This window comes from Salmonella sp. SAL00653 (assembly GCF_046552515.1).
Taxonomy (GTDB): domain Bacteria; phylum Pseudomonadota; class Gammaproteobacteria; order Enterobacterales; family Enterobacteriaceae; genus Salmonella; species Salmonella enterica.
In genome coordinates this window covers 163138-178364 of sequence record NZ_JBGDTY010000002.1, presented here as the reverse complement: position 1 = coordinate 178364, position 15227 = coordinate 163138, and the positions used below count along the sequence as shown (strand labels likewise).

The following is a 15227-nucleotide window of genomic DNA, read 5'->3' as shown; positions in this document are numbered from 1 at the left end:
GAGACAAAATAGCAAAGTGTGACGTATCGCACCTCTGGAACCACCAGGAAAAAGAGAACTTGCTAAGCTAACGCGTATTTTCAGCTACTTACCGTTACGAGTCTTATGGAATCCTGGAAAGTTAATCTAATTTCCGTTTGGTTTGGATGTTTTTTTACCGGGCTAGCAATCAGCCAAATCCTGCCATTCTTACCCCTTTATATTTCCCAGCTTGGCGTCTCTTCCCATGAAGCGTTATCAATGTGGTCCGGGTTAACGTTTAGCATCACGTTTCTTATTTCCGTCCGCCATTGTGTCGCCGATGTGGGGCAGTCTCGCCGATCGCAAAGGGCGTAAACTGATGCTATTGCGCGCGTCGCTCGGGATGGCGATAGCTATTCTACTGCAGGCATTCGCGACCCATGCCTGGCAACTTTTCCTGCTGCGCGGAATCATGGGGTTAACGTCAGGTTATATCCCCAATGCTATGGCGCTGGTAGCCTCTCAGGTACCGCGCGAACGTAGCGGCTGGGCGCTCAGTACGCTTTCTACCGCGCAGATCAGCGGCGTTATCGGCGGGCCGTTAATGGGCGGCTTTGTCGCGGATCATATCGGGCTGCGGGCGGTATTTCTGATTACCGCCATGCTGTTGGTGGTGAGCTTTCTGGTCACGCTATTTTTAATTAAAGAAGGCGTGCGTCCGGTCATCAAGAAAAGCGAACGCCTGAGCGGTAAAGCCGTTTTTGTGTCGTTACCTTATCCTGCGCTGGTGATCAGTTTGTTTTTTACCACGATGGTCATTCAACTCTGTAATGGTTCCATCAGTCCAATCCTGGCGCTGTTTATCAAATCAATGATGCCGGACAGTAATAACATCGCCTTTCTTAGCGGGTTAATCGCCTCGGTGCCCGGTATCTCTGCGCTTATCTCCGCGCCTCGCCTGGGAAAACTTGGCGACAGAATCGGCACGGAAAGAATTCTGATGGCCACGCTTATCTGCGCAGTGCTGCTTTTCTTCGCGATGTCCTGGGTCACCACGCCGTTCCAGCTGGGGCTGTTACGTTTCTTGTTAGGCTTTGCCGATGGCGCGATGTTACCCGCCGTACAAACGTTATTGGTGAAATACTCCAGCGATCAAATTACCGGACGTATTTTTGGCTACAACCAGTCATTTATGTACCTGGGCAACGTGGTTGGGCCGTTGATGGGCGCGACGGTATCGGCGATGGCCGGTTTCCGCTGGGTTTTTATCGCTACGGCGGCGATCGTGTTGATCAATATCGGGCAACTGACCCTGGCGTTACGTCGTCGGCGTAACGCGCAAAAAGCGAAAGGCCAATAGCGGTGCATCGTAACGGCGCTTCTGCCGTTACGATATGGTTTAAATTAAAAGATATATTCTTTATCCGTGAAGTTTTTCTATAGATGGCATAACCTTAAATTATGATATAGCGTGATTATTGTTTTTTGATGGTTTATTATCGTCTCGTTTACGGCCTGAGAAACGTTTCGCTGCGGCGACAGTGATAATTATTTGTGTAAAGTTCTTCCTGTATCATAAAAATAGTACTTTCAGCCTCTAGGCAGTGGTTCTTCATAGTGATAACGTCACCCTGGAACTAATAAGGAAATATGGTCATGAAAAATCTCATAGCAGAGTTGTTGCTTAAGCTAGCCCAAAAAGAAGAAGAGTCGAAAGAACTGGTTGCTCAGGTAGAAGCGTTAGAGATTATCGTCACAGCAATGTTACGTAACATGGCGCAAAACGAGCAGGAGATGTTGATACGTCAGGTAGAGGGGGCACTTGAAGGCGTAAAGCCGGATGCCAGCGTTCCTGATCACGATACGGAATTGCTGCGCCAATATGTAAAAAAGTTGCTGAGACACCCCCGGCACTAATCGTATTTAAAACAACACAGTTGTTATAACGTTACTTTTATAAAATAGCCCTGGCCGCTTCGTTTTTATTTTGCTCTGTATTAACCAGAAGAAAATAAAAACGAAGCGGCTATGGTAATAACAGTGTAACGTTATGCGTTGTTCTTCTGCATCCTGCGTGACTGTGGATAATCGAGTTGCACATTAGCCTACGGTTTGTCAATCAATAAAACATATATTGCTAACGGTAAGTAATACTTTTACTGCCGGGTGGTATTTTTGCCAGTAACAGCCAGACTTATATAAAGTCCCTGGGATATTTCCCAAAGGGACAACGTGTAATGCGTACACTGACAAAAGGATGGTGCTATGAAAATAACATTACTGGTGACTTTACTTTTTGGCCTGGTCTTTTTAACCGCCGTCGGCGCAACCGAAAAACCGTTAACACCGCAACAGCAGCGCATGACGACCTGTAATCAGCAGGCGACAGCGCAAGCGTTGAAAGGCGATGCGCGTAAAACTTACCTTAGCGACTGTCTAAAAAACAGCCAGTCAGCCCCTGGAGAGAAAAGCCTGACGCCGCAACAGCAGAAAATGCGTGAATGCAATGTTCAGGCGACGGAACAATCCCTGAAAGGCGATGACCGTAGTAAGTTTATGAGCGCCTGCCTGAAAAAAGCGGCGTAGTGCTATCGGGTGAGCCCTGAAAAACACTCACCCGAAATTTCATACTTCCTCCATGCGCTCTGTTTCTATAATTTGGGAAAATTGTTTCTAAATGTTCCCAAAAATAATGAATGATGAAAATTTTTACCGAAAAGCGGTTGAACAGGCGGTAGCGCCGCCTGACCCTCTTGATGATCGTCAGCGCTCCGGGTTGCGCTTCGCCCGGCGCATCAGGCTACCGCGCGCAGTGGGGTTAGGGGGGATGTTTTTACCGGTGGCCGCCGTGTTAGTGTCGCAACCTGTCTTTGGCGGCTGGTGGCTATTGCTGGTCGGCTGGTCTTTTGTCTGGCCGCATCTGGCATGGCAGTGGGCGGCGAAAGCCCTTGATCCGCTACGCCAGGAAATTTACAACCTGAAAGTGGATGCGATCCTCTCCGGCATGTGGATCGCGCTGATGGGCGTCAATATGTTGCCTGCCGCCGCGCTGTTTATGATGATGAGCATGAATCTGATGGGCGCTGGCGGGCGGCGGCTATTCACTGTCGGAATGGGCCTTTTGCTGGCGTCATGTCTGGTGACGTTGCAGCTTACCGGGCTACCCGTCGCGATGCGAAGCTCGTCGCTGGAAGTCACGCTCTCTTTGCCCGTCATTATGTTGTATCCGCTTCTGTTCGCCTGGGTAAGTTACCAAACGGCCATTAAATTAGCGGAACATAAGCGACGCTTGCAGGCGATGAGCTCGCGGGATGGCATGACCGGCGTCTATAACCGACGCCACTGGGAAATTTTATTACGTAATGAATTCGATCACAGCCGACGCCACCATCGGGAGGCGACATTGTTGATTATCGATATCGATCATTTTAAGAGCATTAACGACACCTGGGGACATGATGTTGGGGATGAGGCTATTATCGCCCTGACGCGTCAATTACAGATAACGCTACGCGGGAGTGATATTATCGGGCGCTTTGGCGGCGACGAATTTGCGGTGATTATGTGCGGAACGCCGGCAGACAGCGCGATTACCGCCATGTCGCGAGTGCATGAACGGCTAAATACCTTACGCTTGCCGGGCGCGCCGCAGGTCATGTTACGTATCAGCGTGGGCGTGGCGCCGTTAACGCCACAAATCGGTCATTATCGGGAATGGCTAAAGTCTGCGGATATGGCGCTTTACAAAGCAAAGAATGCCGGACGTAACCGCACCGAAGTGGCGGCATGACGTCCAGCCGGGCTTCAGGATTTACTGAGCGCCTCTGATTTTTCCATACACTTCGTCATCGCTTCTATTACCGCAGCGCGGAAGCCACGTTCTTCCAGAACGCGTACGGCTTCAATTGTCGTTCCGCCAGGCGAGCACACCATATCTTTCAGTTCGCCGGGATGCTTTCCGGTTTCGAGTACCATTTTCGCCGACCCCATGACGGCCTGCGCGGCGAATTTATAAGCCTGAGCGCGAGGCATACCGCCAAGAACGGCTGCGTCCGCCATCGCCTCGATAAACATAAAGACATAGGCCGGCGAAGATCCGCTCACGCCAACCACCGGATGGATCATCGGCTCAGCAATCACTTCCGCCTCGCCAAAGCAGCGGAAAATATTCAGGACATCAGCCGTATCTTCCGGTGTGACCAGCGCGTTGGGCGTGACGGAGGTCATTCCTGCGTTGACCAGCGACGGCGTATTCGGCATAGCGCGAATGATTTTACGGTCGTGTCCCAGCGCGCGCGCAAGCTGATCAAGCGTTACGCCTGCGGCGATAGAGACCACCAGCGAGTCTTTGTTCAGGCTGGAGGAGATTTCACTGAGCACTTTCACCATAATGCCCGGTTTTACCGCGCCGAAAACGATATCCGCGACCTGAGCGACCTCCTGCGCGCTTTGCGCTGCATTAATGCCGTACTGGTCATGCAGGGCGGCAACTTTATCGGGGGAGGGGGTGTAGACCCAGATCTGGCCGGGAAGTACCTGACCGCTGGCAATCAGTCCGCCAAGAATAGCCTTGCCCATATTACCGCAGCCAATAAAACCGATTTTCTTCTCCATCTCGTCACTCCCTATGTTTGTGTGTTATGGGGAATGGTTAGCTTAACGCGGATTGAAAACGGGCAGAAGGAGAAACAGCACTTTGATGAAAGGCAAAAGCGCGAGACAATAAAAGATTGTATACCGTACGGGAGACATTATGACCATCTGGGTGGATGCGGATGCGTGTCCGAATGTCATTAAAGAAATTTTGTACCGCGCCGCCGAGCGGATGCAGTTGCCGCTTATTCTGGTTGCCAATCAGGCCTTGCGCGTGCCGCCTTCGCGTTTTATCCGCACGCTTCGCGTGGCCGCCGGGTTTGACGTGGCGGATAACGAAATCGTGCGTCAATGCGAAGCGGGCGATCTGGTGATTACCGCGGATATTCCGCTGGCGGCTGAAGTGCTGGAAAAAGGCGCTGCGGCTCTTAATCCCCGGGGAGAACGCTATAGCGACGCCACGATTCGCGAACGTCTGACGATGTGTGACTTTATGGACACGCTACGCGCCAGCAGCGTACAAACGGGGGGGCCAAACACTCTCTCGCCGCGCGATCGTCAGCATTTTGCCGCCGAGCTGGATAAGTGGTGGCTGGAAAGCCAGCGTAAAAAATAAATTCTGTAATGAAAAATTTACAGTTTATTCATTTCTGATTCTTGCTATAGTACTAATATTGTGACTTTAGTACCTTTGTGTAAATTATTATTTACATTTATGCGTTGTACTAGTTAGATGATATGATTATAACATTGCTGATATCAAATCCTGCGTATGCGCAGCTCCTGGGGGAACGCCTGCTATGATGCAACCTCTTTATCTTGTTGGCCCGCGGGGCTGTGGGAAAACCACCATCGGTATGGCGCTGGCGCAGGCAACCGGTTTCCGGTTTGCAGATACCGACCGCTGGCTGCAATCGCACGTGCAGATGAGCGTCGCTGATATCGTTGAAAAAGAAGGCTGGGGAGGGTTCCGCGCCCGGGAAACCGCGGCCCTGGAGGCGGTAAGCGCGCCTTCGACTGTCGTGGCGACGGGAGGCGGTATTATTCTCACGGATTATAACCGACGTTATATGCACCGTGTTGGCGTAGTGATTTATCTGTGCGCGCCGGTATCCACGCTGGTTAATCGGCTTGAGGCTGAACCTGAAGCGGATCTGCGCCCGACCCTCACCGGCAAGCCGTTGAGCGAAGAGGTTCGGGAAGTGCTTGAGCAGCGTGACGCGTTGTATCGCGAAACGGCGCATTACATTATTGACGCGACGAAAGCGCCGGCCCAGGTCGTTTCTGAAATTATTGCGGCGCTGCCGCCGTCGACGCAACGGTTACAGGGAGATGTCTATACTTAACGCTCACCCAGAATAAAGGAAACGCTATGCCAACCAGACCACCTTATCCGCGGGAAGCTTATATCGTCACCATTGAAAAAGGCACGCCGGGCCAGACGGTGACGTGGTATCAGCTACGGGCTGACCATCCGAAACCTGATTCGCTCATCAGCGAGCATCCGACCGCAGAAGAAGCGATGGATGCGAAAAAACGTTACGAAGATCCGGATAAATCATAGACGCATGAACCACTCGGAAGGGATTCTGAGTACCCCTAAATTGTATCTCCATCACATTCTTGAAACATTTATACTGGCAACTAAAACCGTAAATTAAGCGATAACAATACAATATTGGAGTTATTTGGAATCTTTACACAATACGTTGCTCATCTGCTGCTACGCTTTCTGAGATTTGTAGGGCAGGTAGCGCGGTGAGCGTGTGAATATTTGCCCGGGAATTACGACGAAGTAATAAGGTGGAATAAAAATGAGTGCGTCGTTGGCAATCCTCACAATCGGCGTTGTGCCAATGAGCGAAGTGTTACCGCTTCTGACGGAATACATCGACGAACAACACATCACCCATCATAGCCTGCTGGGAAAAATGAGCCGGGAAGACGTTATGGCGGATTACGCTGTAGAGCCTGGCGATGATCCGCTTTTGACGTTGCTGAATGATAACCAGATAGCCCATGTTTCCCGCCAGAAGGTGGAGCGAGATTTACAGAGCGTTGTCGAGGTACTGGATAACCAGGGTTATGATGTCATTATACTGATGAGCACCGCGGCGATTAAAAGTATGGCTGCCCGTAATTCTATTTTGCTTGAACCGCTGCGTATTATTCCACCGCTTGTCGCCTCTATTGTGGATGGACATCAGGTGGGCGTGATTGTGCCTGTTGCAGAACTTCTGGCGGCCCAGGAGAAAAAATGGCAGGTATTGCAAATGCCGCCGGTGTATTCGCTGGCGAATCCGGTTCACGGTTCTGAGCAACAGTTAATTGATGCCGGGCAGGCGCTATTGGATCAAGGCGCGGACGTCATTATGCTGGATTGTCTGGGTTTTCATCAGCGTCATCGGGATATTTTACAGCAAGCGCTGGATGTGCCGGTTTTACTCTCTAATGTTTTGATTGCGCGGTTAGCTTCAGAACTGCTTGTCTAATTTTACGTGACAGGCCGAACGTCAGGACTCTATATTGGGTGTTAATTTAATAATGAGACGGGGCCTGATTATGCTACAAAGCAATGAATACTTTTCCGGGAAAGTGAAGTCTATTGGATTTACCAGCAGTAGCACCGGCCGGGCCAGCGTTGGTGTGATGGCGGAAGGGGAGTATACCTTTGGCACCGCCGAACCCGAAGAGATGACGGTTGTGAGCGGCGCGTTGAAGGTACTGTTGCCGGGAACTGTCGAATGGAAAGTGTATACAGCCGGTGAGGTGTTTAACGTGCCTGTCCACAGCGAGTTTCATCTCCAGGTTGCTGAGCCCACCTCGTATCTGTGCCGCTATTTGTAACGGTGAGTCCCCTCTCCGGCGGAGAGGGACCCTCTGGTTAGCGCTGCGCTTCGCCGCCTAATCCTTCCACCAGGCTTTGAATCAGCGCCGCCAGCTCGCCGGTCATCAGGATAAAGTCCGCGTCAAAACGTTGGGCAAAATCTTCCCGGTCGATATCTTCGTTCTGATCGCGCAGCTCATCGCAGAATTTCAGACGCTTAATGGAGCCGTCGTCGCACATGACGAATTGAATACGCTGCTGCCAGTCGAGCGCCAGCTTCGTGACCACTTTACCCGCTTCAATATGAACGGCGATCTCGTCGCTGACCAGATCCTGCTTTTTCGCGCGGATCACGCCGCCATCTTCCAGCATCGCTTTCAATTCGGCTTCGTCCAGCAACTGGAAACCCTGAGCGACCGTACCGGAGCGCACCCACTCGGTGAGCGTCAGCTCAATCGGATTTTCCAGCGCCAGCGGGACGACTGGCAGCGAGCCAAGACTTTTACGCAGTAGCGCCAAAGTATCTTCCGCTTTTTTCGCGCTGGCGCAGTCAACCATAATCAGGCCGTTAACGGTATCAATCCACATCATTGTCTGACTGAAGCGGCTAAACGCGCGCGGCAGCAACGAATGCAACACTTCATCCTTCAGGGAATCTTTTTCCGTCTTCTTCAGCTTGCGTCCCTGATCGGCTTCCAGTTTCTGGATTTTCGCCTCCAGAGCCTGTTTGATCACTGGCGATGGCAGGATTTTCTCTTCTTTGCGCGCGCAAATAATAATTTGGCCATTGGCGGTGTGCGTTAACGCATCGCTGTGAGAGCCCATCGGCGGAACCCAGCCCATTTTGGCCATATCCTGGCTACCGCATGGGGTAAACGTCATTGAGGCGAGCTGTTTCTCCATCTCTTCGGCGCGTAATGTAATATCGCGGCTAAGACGGTAAACCATTAAATTTTTGAACCACAGCATGATAATTTCCACGGCCTTGTCGTTAAATCCAGGCGGTATAGTAACGAATTGTCGGCAGGCTTGCATTGCCAATCAGAACGGTGAATTCTACCCTGTTGATATTCCCAAAAAATGAGGAGCGGTATGTGCGTATTGGTATCGATTTAGGCGGCACAAAAACGGAAGTCATTGCGCTTGATGATGCAGGAGAGCAGCGGTTTCGCCATCGTCTGCCTACGCCGCGGGAGGATTATCAGCAAACGATAGAAACCATCGCTACGCTGGTCGACATGGCGGAACAGGCGACCGGCCAGACCGGTAGCGTTGGCATTGGCATTCCCGGTTCTCTCTCGCCTTACACCGGCGTGGTAAAAAACGCTAACTCTACGTGGCTTAACGGCCAGCCGTTCGATAGCGATGTGAGCCGTCGTCTGAAGCGTGCAGTGCGGTTAGCCAACGATGCCAATTGCCTGGCGGTATCAGAGGCGGTAGATGGCGCTGCGGCGGGGGCGCAAACGGTGTTTGCGGTGATTATCGGTACCGGGTGCGGCGCGGGCGTAGCGCTAAATGGCCGGACGCACATCGGCGGCAACGGTACGGCAGGCGAATGGGGCCACAATCCGTTGCCGTGGATGGATGACGATGAGTTGCGTTACCGCGAAGAAATTCCCTGTTATTGCGGTAAACAAGGCTGTATCGAAACCTTTATTTCCGGTACGGGATTTGCCACGGATTACCAGCATTTGAGCGGTAACGCGCTAAAAGGCGATGAGATTATTCGTCTGGTCGACGCGCAGGACGCCGTGGCGGAACTGGCGTTAAGCCGTTATGAGCTACGGCTGGCGAAAGCATTATCTCATGTCGTGAATATTCTGGATCCGGATGTCATTGTGCTGGGCGGCGGTATGAGCAATGTTGAGCGCCTGTACAAGACGGTTCCGTCGCTGATGAAATCGTTTGTTTTTGGCGGCGAGTGCGAGACGCCGGTACGTAAGGCGCGGCATGGCGATTCAAGCGGCGTGCGCGGCGCGGCCTGGCTGTGGCCGCTGGCGTAACGTTTCTAGCCGGATGACGTCATCCGGCAACCGGCGTGACCGATGGCTGCTTGTGTTTTAGACGTCCGTATACCAGCAACGACGACATGGCGGAAAACGAGAGCAGGGCGGCGGGAAGCGCCACGTAGTGGTACGCAAAACCTAGCGTCAGCATCAGCCCGCCGCACCAGGCGCCAATCGCGCTACCGAGATTAAACGCGATTTGTCCTCCCGCCGCGCCCAGCAGTTCGCCGCCTTTGGCGTTTTGCAGCAGCAGGATTTGCAGCGGCGCAGAGAGCGCAAACAGACCAGCACAGCAGATAAACGCGAAAGTCAGCGATGCCGTTTTGTATCCGCTGAAGAAAAAGAGCGCCATGAGAGAGAGCACGATAACGAGGTCAGTCACTACCGCGATGCGCAGCGGAGTATATCTGCCGGAGAGTTTGCCGCTTAACAGATTGCCTAACACCATCCCCAGCCCGACCAGCATCATAATAAACGTCATGCTCGTCTCCGAAAAACCGGAGATGTACATCATAAATGGCTTGATATAGCTGAACCAGGCAAAAACGCCCGCATTGCCGAACATCGTGGCGGCGAAAATGAGCCACGGCGCGGGGCTACGCAAGAAGTGAAACTGTTCGCGCAGGCTGCCTTGGGCTTTGTCACGGATATCCGGCACCCAGAAGAAAATTGCGGTGAGCACAGCGATGTTGAAAACCGCGATCAATAAAAAGGTGTAGCGCCAGCTAAATTCCTGGCTCAGGTAAGTGCCGACCGGAATGCCCACCAGATTCGCCACCGTCATTCCTGAAACCATACCCGCGACGGCGGCGGTGACTTTCCCGGGGCGGATAATCTTTGACAGGACAATGGCGCCGACGCCAAAAAAGGCGCCGTGCGGAAAGCCGGAAACCAGTCTGCCGACGGCGAGCATCAGATATGACGAGGAAAAGGTAAATATGGCATTGCCCATCACGCACAGCGTGACCAGAAACAGCAGTATATGTTTAAGCGAAAAGCGGCTGGAAAAGAGCGCCATAACAGGCGCGCCCAGCACGACGCCGAAGGCGTAAAACGAGATCATATGCCCGGCGGCGGGAATCGTTATCCCGACATCGCGTGCCAGCTCCGTCAGCACGCCCATAATGCCAAACTCGGCCATCCCCAGTCCGAACGTACCCAGCGCCAAAGAAAAAATAACTTTTTTCATACCACCTGCCGAAAATAAAGGCGCATGTTGCGCGCTGTGGCTGTGAATTGTCACAGCCAATCAACGTATAGCTTGCGGATAAGCGCGAGGTAATACCATTCCTTATCCGTCTTTGTGTATTCATTATTATGCTATGTCATGACAGTATGCTGTGCGCAGGATGACACTCGCGTTACTCCACAGCAAACGCTTTGTCCAGTTTGCTATAACCAAGTCCATTGATTTTTTTCACTTTTATCTGCACGGGGATACGTTCTTTCATGGCTTCCACATGGCTAATCACACCGATGGTCTTCCCGCTGGCATTCAGCGCGTCGAGCGCATCCAGCGCGGCGTCCAGCGTTTCGCTATCAAGCGTGCCGAAGCCTTCGTCGAGGAACAAAGAATCAATGCGCGTTTTATGGCTGACCAAATCTGATAACGCCAGCGCCAGCGCCAGGCTGACCAGGAAACTTTCGCCGCCTGATAACGTTCGCGTATCGCGCACGGCGTCGGCCTGCCAGGTATCGACAACCTCCAGTTCCAGCGCGTCGCTGGCTTTGCGCTGCAATAAATAGCGGCCATGCAGGCGGGTGAGCTGATGATTCGCCAGCCAGACCAGATTATCCAGCGTCAGTCCCTGGGCGAATTTGCGGAACTTATCACCTTCTTTAGAGCCGATCAGCGCATTGAGATAGCCCCAGTCTTCCACTTGCTGAGAGGTTTGCTTCATTTCCGCCATCAGCGCGCGTTGGCGCTGCCGATTATCTGCATCCTGTTTAATTTGCTGGCGGATTTCCCCCTGGCGTGTCGTGTTTTCGCGCAGTTGTTGCGCCAACTGCGTCAGCCGCTGCGCGAGCTGCTCCGCCGTACACGTTGGGTCCAGACCGGCGGGCGGCTGTTGCTGATGGTCAGCCAGCGCCTGCGCGGACTGCGCGCTTAACGCCTTCGCTTGTTGTAGCTGACTTTCCAGCGTTTGTTGTTGTTTTTCCAGACGGGTCACGGTCTCTTCATCCAGCAACGCCGCCAGGAACGTTGCCTGGCTGTCAAACGGGCTATTTTTTAACGCCGCATCAAAGTGCGCTATTGCCTCGGCGGCGCGCTGCTGTTCCTGCGTCGTCTGTTCCTGCAGGGTTTGCAACTGGCTTTGTAATGACACGCACTCATCATGCGCCTGCCGCCAGTTATCCAGCGGCACGTCGTCGTCGGAATCCGCGGTATCCGTTTGCGGTAGCGTCTCCAGCAACGGGGCAAGCCTGTCGATCTGCGTTTGCAAATCCGCGAACTCAGTCTGACGCTGTTGCCATATTTTCGCTTCGTCGGCGCGCTCATTCAGCCATGCGGCCTCGTCTTCTGGCGCAGGAAGGGAAAGCGTATACTGCGCCAAATCAGCCGTCAGCGACGCCTGACGCTGCGCAATCTGCGCGGTAAAGCGCGCTACCTGTTCAGTATGCGCCGCGATTTGCGTTTGTAGAGCATGACGCTGGCTGAGCTGATCCAACTGTTGCTCATGCTCTTCCGCGGCGGTCAGCCAGCCCGCGAGGTCTTCTTGCGGCTGGAGCTGAACGCCCAGCGTAGCGCACAGCGTTTGCCATTCCTCAGTAAGCGCTTGCTCCTCCTGCAACAACGACTGCGCCTCGCTTTCATCCCGCTGTAATTGTTGCGTTAAGGCATCTAACTGTCCTCGCAGCGCCGCGCCTTCTTCCGCCAGCGTTTTGACCTCTTTTTCCAGCGCGTCGCGGCGGGTTTGATTCGCGCTCAGTTCCAGCGCCTGATAGGCGGCGATGGCGGGGTGCGTCGTCGAGCCGCAAAGCGGACACGGCTGGCCGGACTGTAAGTGCGCCCGCTGGCTTTCCAGATCTTTGATGCGCGCCTCCTGCTCGCAAATAGTGCGAACGTCCGCAAGCTCCTGCGCTTTAGTCTTATAACTCAGACGCTTATCCGCCAGACGTTGGGTGTATTGCGCCTGCTCCTGATGATGACGCGCGATAGCTGCCTGTAGCTGCGCCTGACGCTTTTGTTTCGGGAGAATTTGCCCCTGAAGCGCGGCGAGACGATGGCGTAGCGGACGCTGCCGGGTATGCAATGCTCTGGCTTCCGCCAGCGCCTGTGGCGTGAGGTCGAGCGTGAGCGGCGGTAGCGCATCACGCTGACGCGTATCGCTCAGCAACTGCTGTTGCCATTGGCTCAGTTGCGCCCGATCGTGGGATTGTTGTGTTAATAATGCTCGCCACCCCGCCAGTTCGCTGCGCCAGACGCGGATGCCGTCATGTTCCGCCAGCCATGTCTTCAACCGCTGCCCTGTGGCGTTCAGTTGCGTGAATTGTCGATGCGCGCAGGCGCGGATACGCTGGCGCAGGCGATACGCGCTTTGTAAGCGAGCATTCACTTCATCACTGTGCTGGCGAACACGCTCAACGGCGCGGGTTTGTTCCTGAATGCGCTCCCAATGCGGGCGCAACTGGCGAGCAGGTTGCGCCAGCGTCAGCGCCGCGAGCTGCGGCTGCGCTTTTTCTCGCGCCTCTTGCGCCGCGTACAGCGCCTGCTGCCGGGCGTGTAATTCAGTGTGGAGCTCGTTTTTTCGGGTCAGCCAGTGAAGGTGCTGCTGCTGTCCTTGCTGGTCGGCCAGCAGGCGTTTCTCTTCGTCAGTAAGCGCCTGCAAACTGGCTTCCAGTTGCTGTAACTGTTCGTCCGCCAATAGGGCGACGCCGCTGGCCTGCGCTTGTAACTTTTCCAGTTCGAGACGGGCTGATTTATGTTTTTCAAATACCTGTGCGGAGATCTGCCCGTAAATCTCAGTGCCGGTGAGCTCCTCCAGAAGCTCTGCGCGCTCTTTCGCTTTGGCGTTAAGAAAGGCGGCGAACTGCCCCTGTGATAACAACATCGAACGGGTGAAGCGCCCGTAGTCCAGCCCGGTCAACGTGGCGATCATCTCCAGTTTATCCTTTACCTTATCGGCAAAGATCTTTCCGTCTGAACACCGCGCCAGCTCCACGCGTGGGGACTGGAGATTGCCGTCAGGCTGATTTCGGGCTCGGTTCTGGCTCCAGAACGCGCGCCAGGCTTCGCCTTTTACCTCGAACTCCACTTCGGCCAGACATTCCGCTGTATCGCGCGTCATCAAATCGTTTTGCGATTGCGATACCGTATTCAGGCGCGGCGTTTCGTGGTACAGCGCCAGGCAGATGGCGTCAAGCAAGGTGGTTTTTCCCGCGCCGGTCGGGCCGGTAATGGCGAATAACCCGTTACTGGCAAACGGTTCGGCGGTAAAGTCGACCTTCCATTCTCCTTTCAGCGAGTTCAGGTTTTTCAGACGCAAACTGAGAATTTTCATGCCTCATGCTCCTCATTCAACGCGTAGAGCGTGCTGGAAAAGAGCTGATTCAGGCGCTCGCGCTGCGGGGGATCTAACGCTTCCAGCGCCAGACGCCGCGCAAAAACCTCCTCCACGCTAAGCTCGCTTAATGTTTCCCGCCGCTCGTTCGCCAGCGAGCGCTCGCGCTGTTCGCGGCTACGGCGCACCAGTAATACCTCTACGGGGAGTGACTCCGTTAATGTCTGTATTCTGCGTTGGATATCGTGCAGATAATCATCGGTGGTGATTTCAATATCCAGCCAGACGGGGGGCGATTGCTCAACGCCGCGCCACTGCTCAAGCTGTTCGGTAATTGACGCCAGGTCGCCTTTTAAAACCGCCAACGGTTGAGTCACGGGGATAGCCAGACTTTCGGTACTTTGCCATTTTCCCTGGTCGAAGGTCACCAGATGCACGCATTTGCTTTTGCCGCACTCATCAAAGCTGAGGGCGATGGGCGAGCCGCAATAGCGGATATGCTCCGTGCCGCCGACACATTGCGCGCGGTGAATGTGTCCTAATGCGATATAATCCGCGGGGGGGAAATGCTGCGCCGGAAAGGCATCCAGCGTACCGATATAAATGTCGCGAACCGCATCGCTTTTGCTGGCGCCGACGGTGGTTAAATGTCCCGTCGCGATAACCGGCAGCTTTCGTTCGCCGCGTAGCAGGCACGCTTCCTGATACTGCTGTTGATAATAATCGGCAATCGCATGAAGAAGTTGCTGCTGTTTCTCGCTGCCGGATAACCCCGCCTGACTGGTAATAATGTCGCGCGGGCGCAAAAAGGGAATGGGGCACAGTACGGCGCCCGGAGAACCGTCGCGACGATGAAGTAGCCGCGGCGTATAGCCCGCGCTGGCGATCACGGTTGTATTGAGAAACGCCAGAATGTCGCGTGACTCGTTTAGTGTGGCGACGGAATCATGATTACCGGCCAGCACCACCAGATGACAGCCCGTTTGCTGTAAATTAACGACGAAACGGTTATAAAGTTCTCGGGCATAGCTTGGCGGCGAACCGGTATCAAAAATATCGCCAGCGACAATAATGGCATCCACCTGATGGGCCTGCGCGGTCTCCAGCAGCCAGTCCAGAAAAGCCTGATGCTCCGCGGCGCGGCTTTTACTGTAGAAATTTTGTCCCAGATGCCAGTCAGAGGTGTGGAGGATGCGCATAATTGTTCCATGCAAAAAAAGCGTGAACGGGATTATACACGTCATCCCCTCCATTTTTGGGCGTAATTTACCGCTGGTACACGGTAATGCACGGTTTCACCGGTGTCATAAATCATCAACATGCTGTCAATGCCGCCTT

General features: G+C 53.8%; 14 protein-coding genes and 1 pseudogene. 10 read left to right on the top strand and 5 right to left on the bottom strand.

Translation table 11 applies throughout. The features are described 5' to 3' along the window. Positions 1 to 105 precede the first annotated feature (105 nt). From ACLJRU_RS03605 to adrA, 4 genes and pseudogenes are all read left to right on the top strand, one after another. Positions 106 to 1321, top strand: a pseudogene (locus ACLJRU_RS03605) (multidrug efflux MFS transporter). A 296-nt stretch (positions 1322 to 1617) separates the two neighbouring features. Next, positions 1618 to 1878 carry an anti-adapter protein IraP gene (gene iraP / locus ACLJRU_RS03600; protein WP_001518423.1) on the top strand — a complete coding sequence of 87 codons (261 nt, stop codon included), beginning with the start codon at positions 1618 to 1620 and terminating at the stop codon, positions 1876 to 1878. A gap of 348 nt (positions 1879 to 2226) precedes the next feature. Continuing rightward, a complete protein-coding gene (psiF, locus tag ACLJRU_RS03595; protein WP_000705165.1) occupies positions 2227 to 2547 on the top strand; it encodes a phosphate starvation-inducible protein PsiF in 321 nt (106 codons plus the stop codon). A 91-nt stretch (positions 2548 to 2638) separates the two neighbouring features. Continuing rightward, positions 2639 to 3751, top strand: coding sequence for a diguanylate cyclase AdrA (adrA, locus tag ACLJRU_RS03590; RefSeq protein WP_000484079.1), 1113 nt, complete (start codon positions 2639 to 2641; stop codon positions 3749 to 3751). A 14-nt stretch (positions 3752 to 3765) separates the two neighbouring features. On the opposite strand, the gene proC is transcribed toward adrA, so the two are convergent. Next, entirely contained in the window at positions 3766 to 4575 is an 810-nt protein-coding gene (proC, locus tag ACLJRU_RS03585) for a pyrroline-5-carboxylate reductase (RefSeq protein WP_000412193.1), read from the bottom strand. 139 nt (positions 4576 to 4714) lie between these two features. On the opposite strand from proC, the gene ACLJRU_RS03580 reads away from it, so the two are divergent. The 5 genes from ACLJRU_RS03580 to ppnP all read left to right on the top strand — a co-directional run bounded on the left by ACLJRU_RS03580 (position 4715) and on the right by ppnP (position 7401). After that, positions 4715 to 5170, top strand: coding sequence for a YaiI/YqxD family protein (locus ACLJRU_RS03580; RefSeq protein WP_001539275.1), 456 nt, complete (start codon positions 4715 to 4717; stop codon positions 5168 to 5170). Positions 5171 to 5354: 184 nt separating this feature from the next. After that, a complete protein-coding gene (gene aroL, locus ACLJRU_RS03575) occupies positions 5355 to 5900 on the top strand; it encodes a shikimate kinase AroL (protein ID WP_000983565.1) in 546 nt (181 codons plus the stop codon). Positions 5901 to 5926: 26 nt separating this feature from the next. Continuing rightward, positions 5927 to 6118 (top strand): protein YaiA, encoded by a 192-nt coding sequence (gene yaiA / locus ACLJRU_RS03570; RefSeq protein ID WP_001143161.1) that lies wholly within the window; start codon positions 5927 to 5929, stop codon positions 6116 to 6118. 250 nt (positions 6119 to 6368) lie between these two features. Beyond that, complete coding sequence (locus ACLJRU_RS03565) at positions 6369 to 7046, top strand: AroM family protein (RefSeq protein ID WP_001276437.1); 678 nt, start codon at positions 6369 to 6371, stop codon at positions 7044 to 7046. A gap of 70 nt (positions 7047 to 7116) precedes the next feature. Continuing rightward, positions 7117 to 7401, top strand: coding sequence for a pyrimidine/purine nucleoside phosphorylase (gene ppnP, locus ACLJRU_RS03560; protein ID WP_000941954.1), 285 nt, complete (start codon positions 7117 to 7119; stop codon positions 7399 to 7401). Between the two features lie 37 nt (positions 7402 to 7438). On the opposite strand, the gene rdgC is transcribed toward ppnP, so the two are convergent. Further along, positions 7439 to 8350 (bottom strand): recombination-associated protein RdgC, encoded by a 912-nt coding sequence (gene rdgC / locus ACLJRU_RS03555; protein WP_000964305.1) that lies wholly within the window; start codon positions 8348 to 8350, stop codon positions 7439 to 7441. A gap of 125 nt (positions 8351 to 8475) precedes the next feature. Here rdgC and mak point away from each other — a divergent pair, with 125 nt between their 5' ends. Next, positions 8476 to 9384 (top strand): fructokinase, encoded by a 909-nt coding sequence (gene mak / locus ACLJRU_RS03550; protein ID WP_001539278.1) that lies wholly within the window; start codon positions 8476 to 8478, stop codon positions 9382 to 9384. 19 nt (positions 9385 to 9403) lie between these two features. Here mak and araJ read toward each other — a convergent pair whose 3' ends face one another. From araJ to sbcD, 3 genes are all read right to left on the bottom strand, one after another. After that, a complete protein-coding gene (gene araJ, locus ACLJRU_RS03545; protein ID WP_000755630.1) occupies positions 9404 to 10576 on the bottom strand; it encodes an MFS transporter AraJ in 1173 nt (390 codons plus the stop codon). Between the two features lie 172 nt (positions 10577 to 10748). Then, the gene (gene sbcC / locus ACLJRU_RS03540; protein WP_001539281.1) at positions 10749 to 13889 is read right to left on the bottom strand and encodes an exonuclease subunit SbcC; all 3141 of its coding nucleotides are present in this window, start codon (positions 13887 to 13889) and stop codon (positions 10749 to 10751) included. After that, positions 13886 to 15088, bottom strand: a complete 1203-nt coding sequence (gene sbcD / locus ACLJRU_RS03535; RefSeq protein ID WP_001539282.1) for an exonuclease subunit SbcD — start codon at positions 15086 to 15088, stop codon at positions 13886 to 13888. Before sbcD ends, sbcC begins: the two co-directional genes overlap by 4 nt. Between the last annotated feature and the right edge of the window lie 139 nt (positions 15089 to 15227).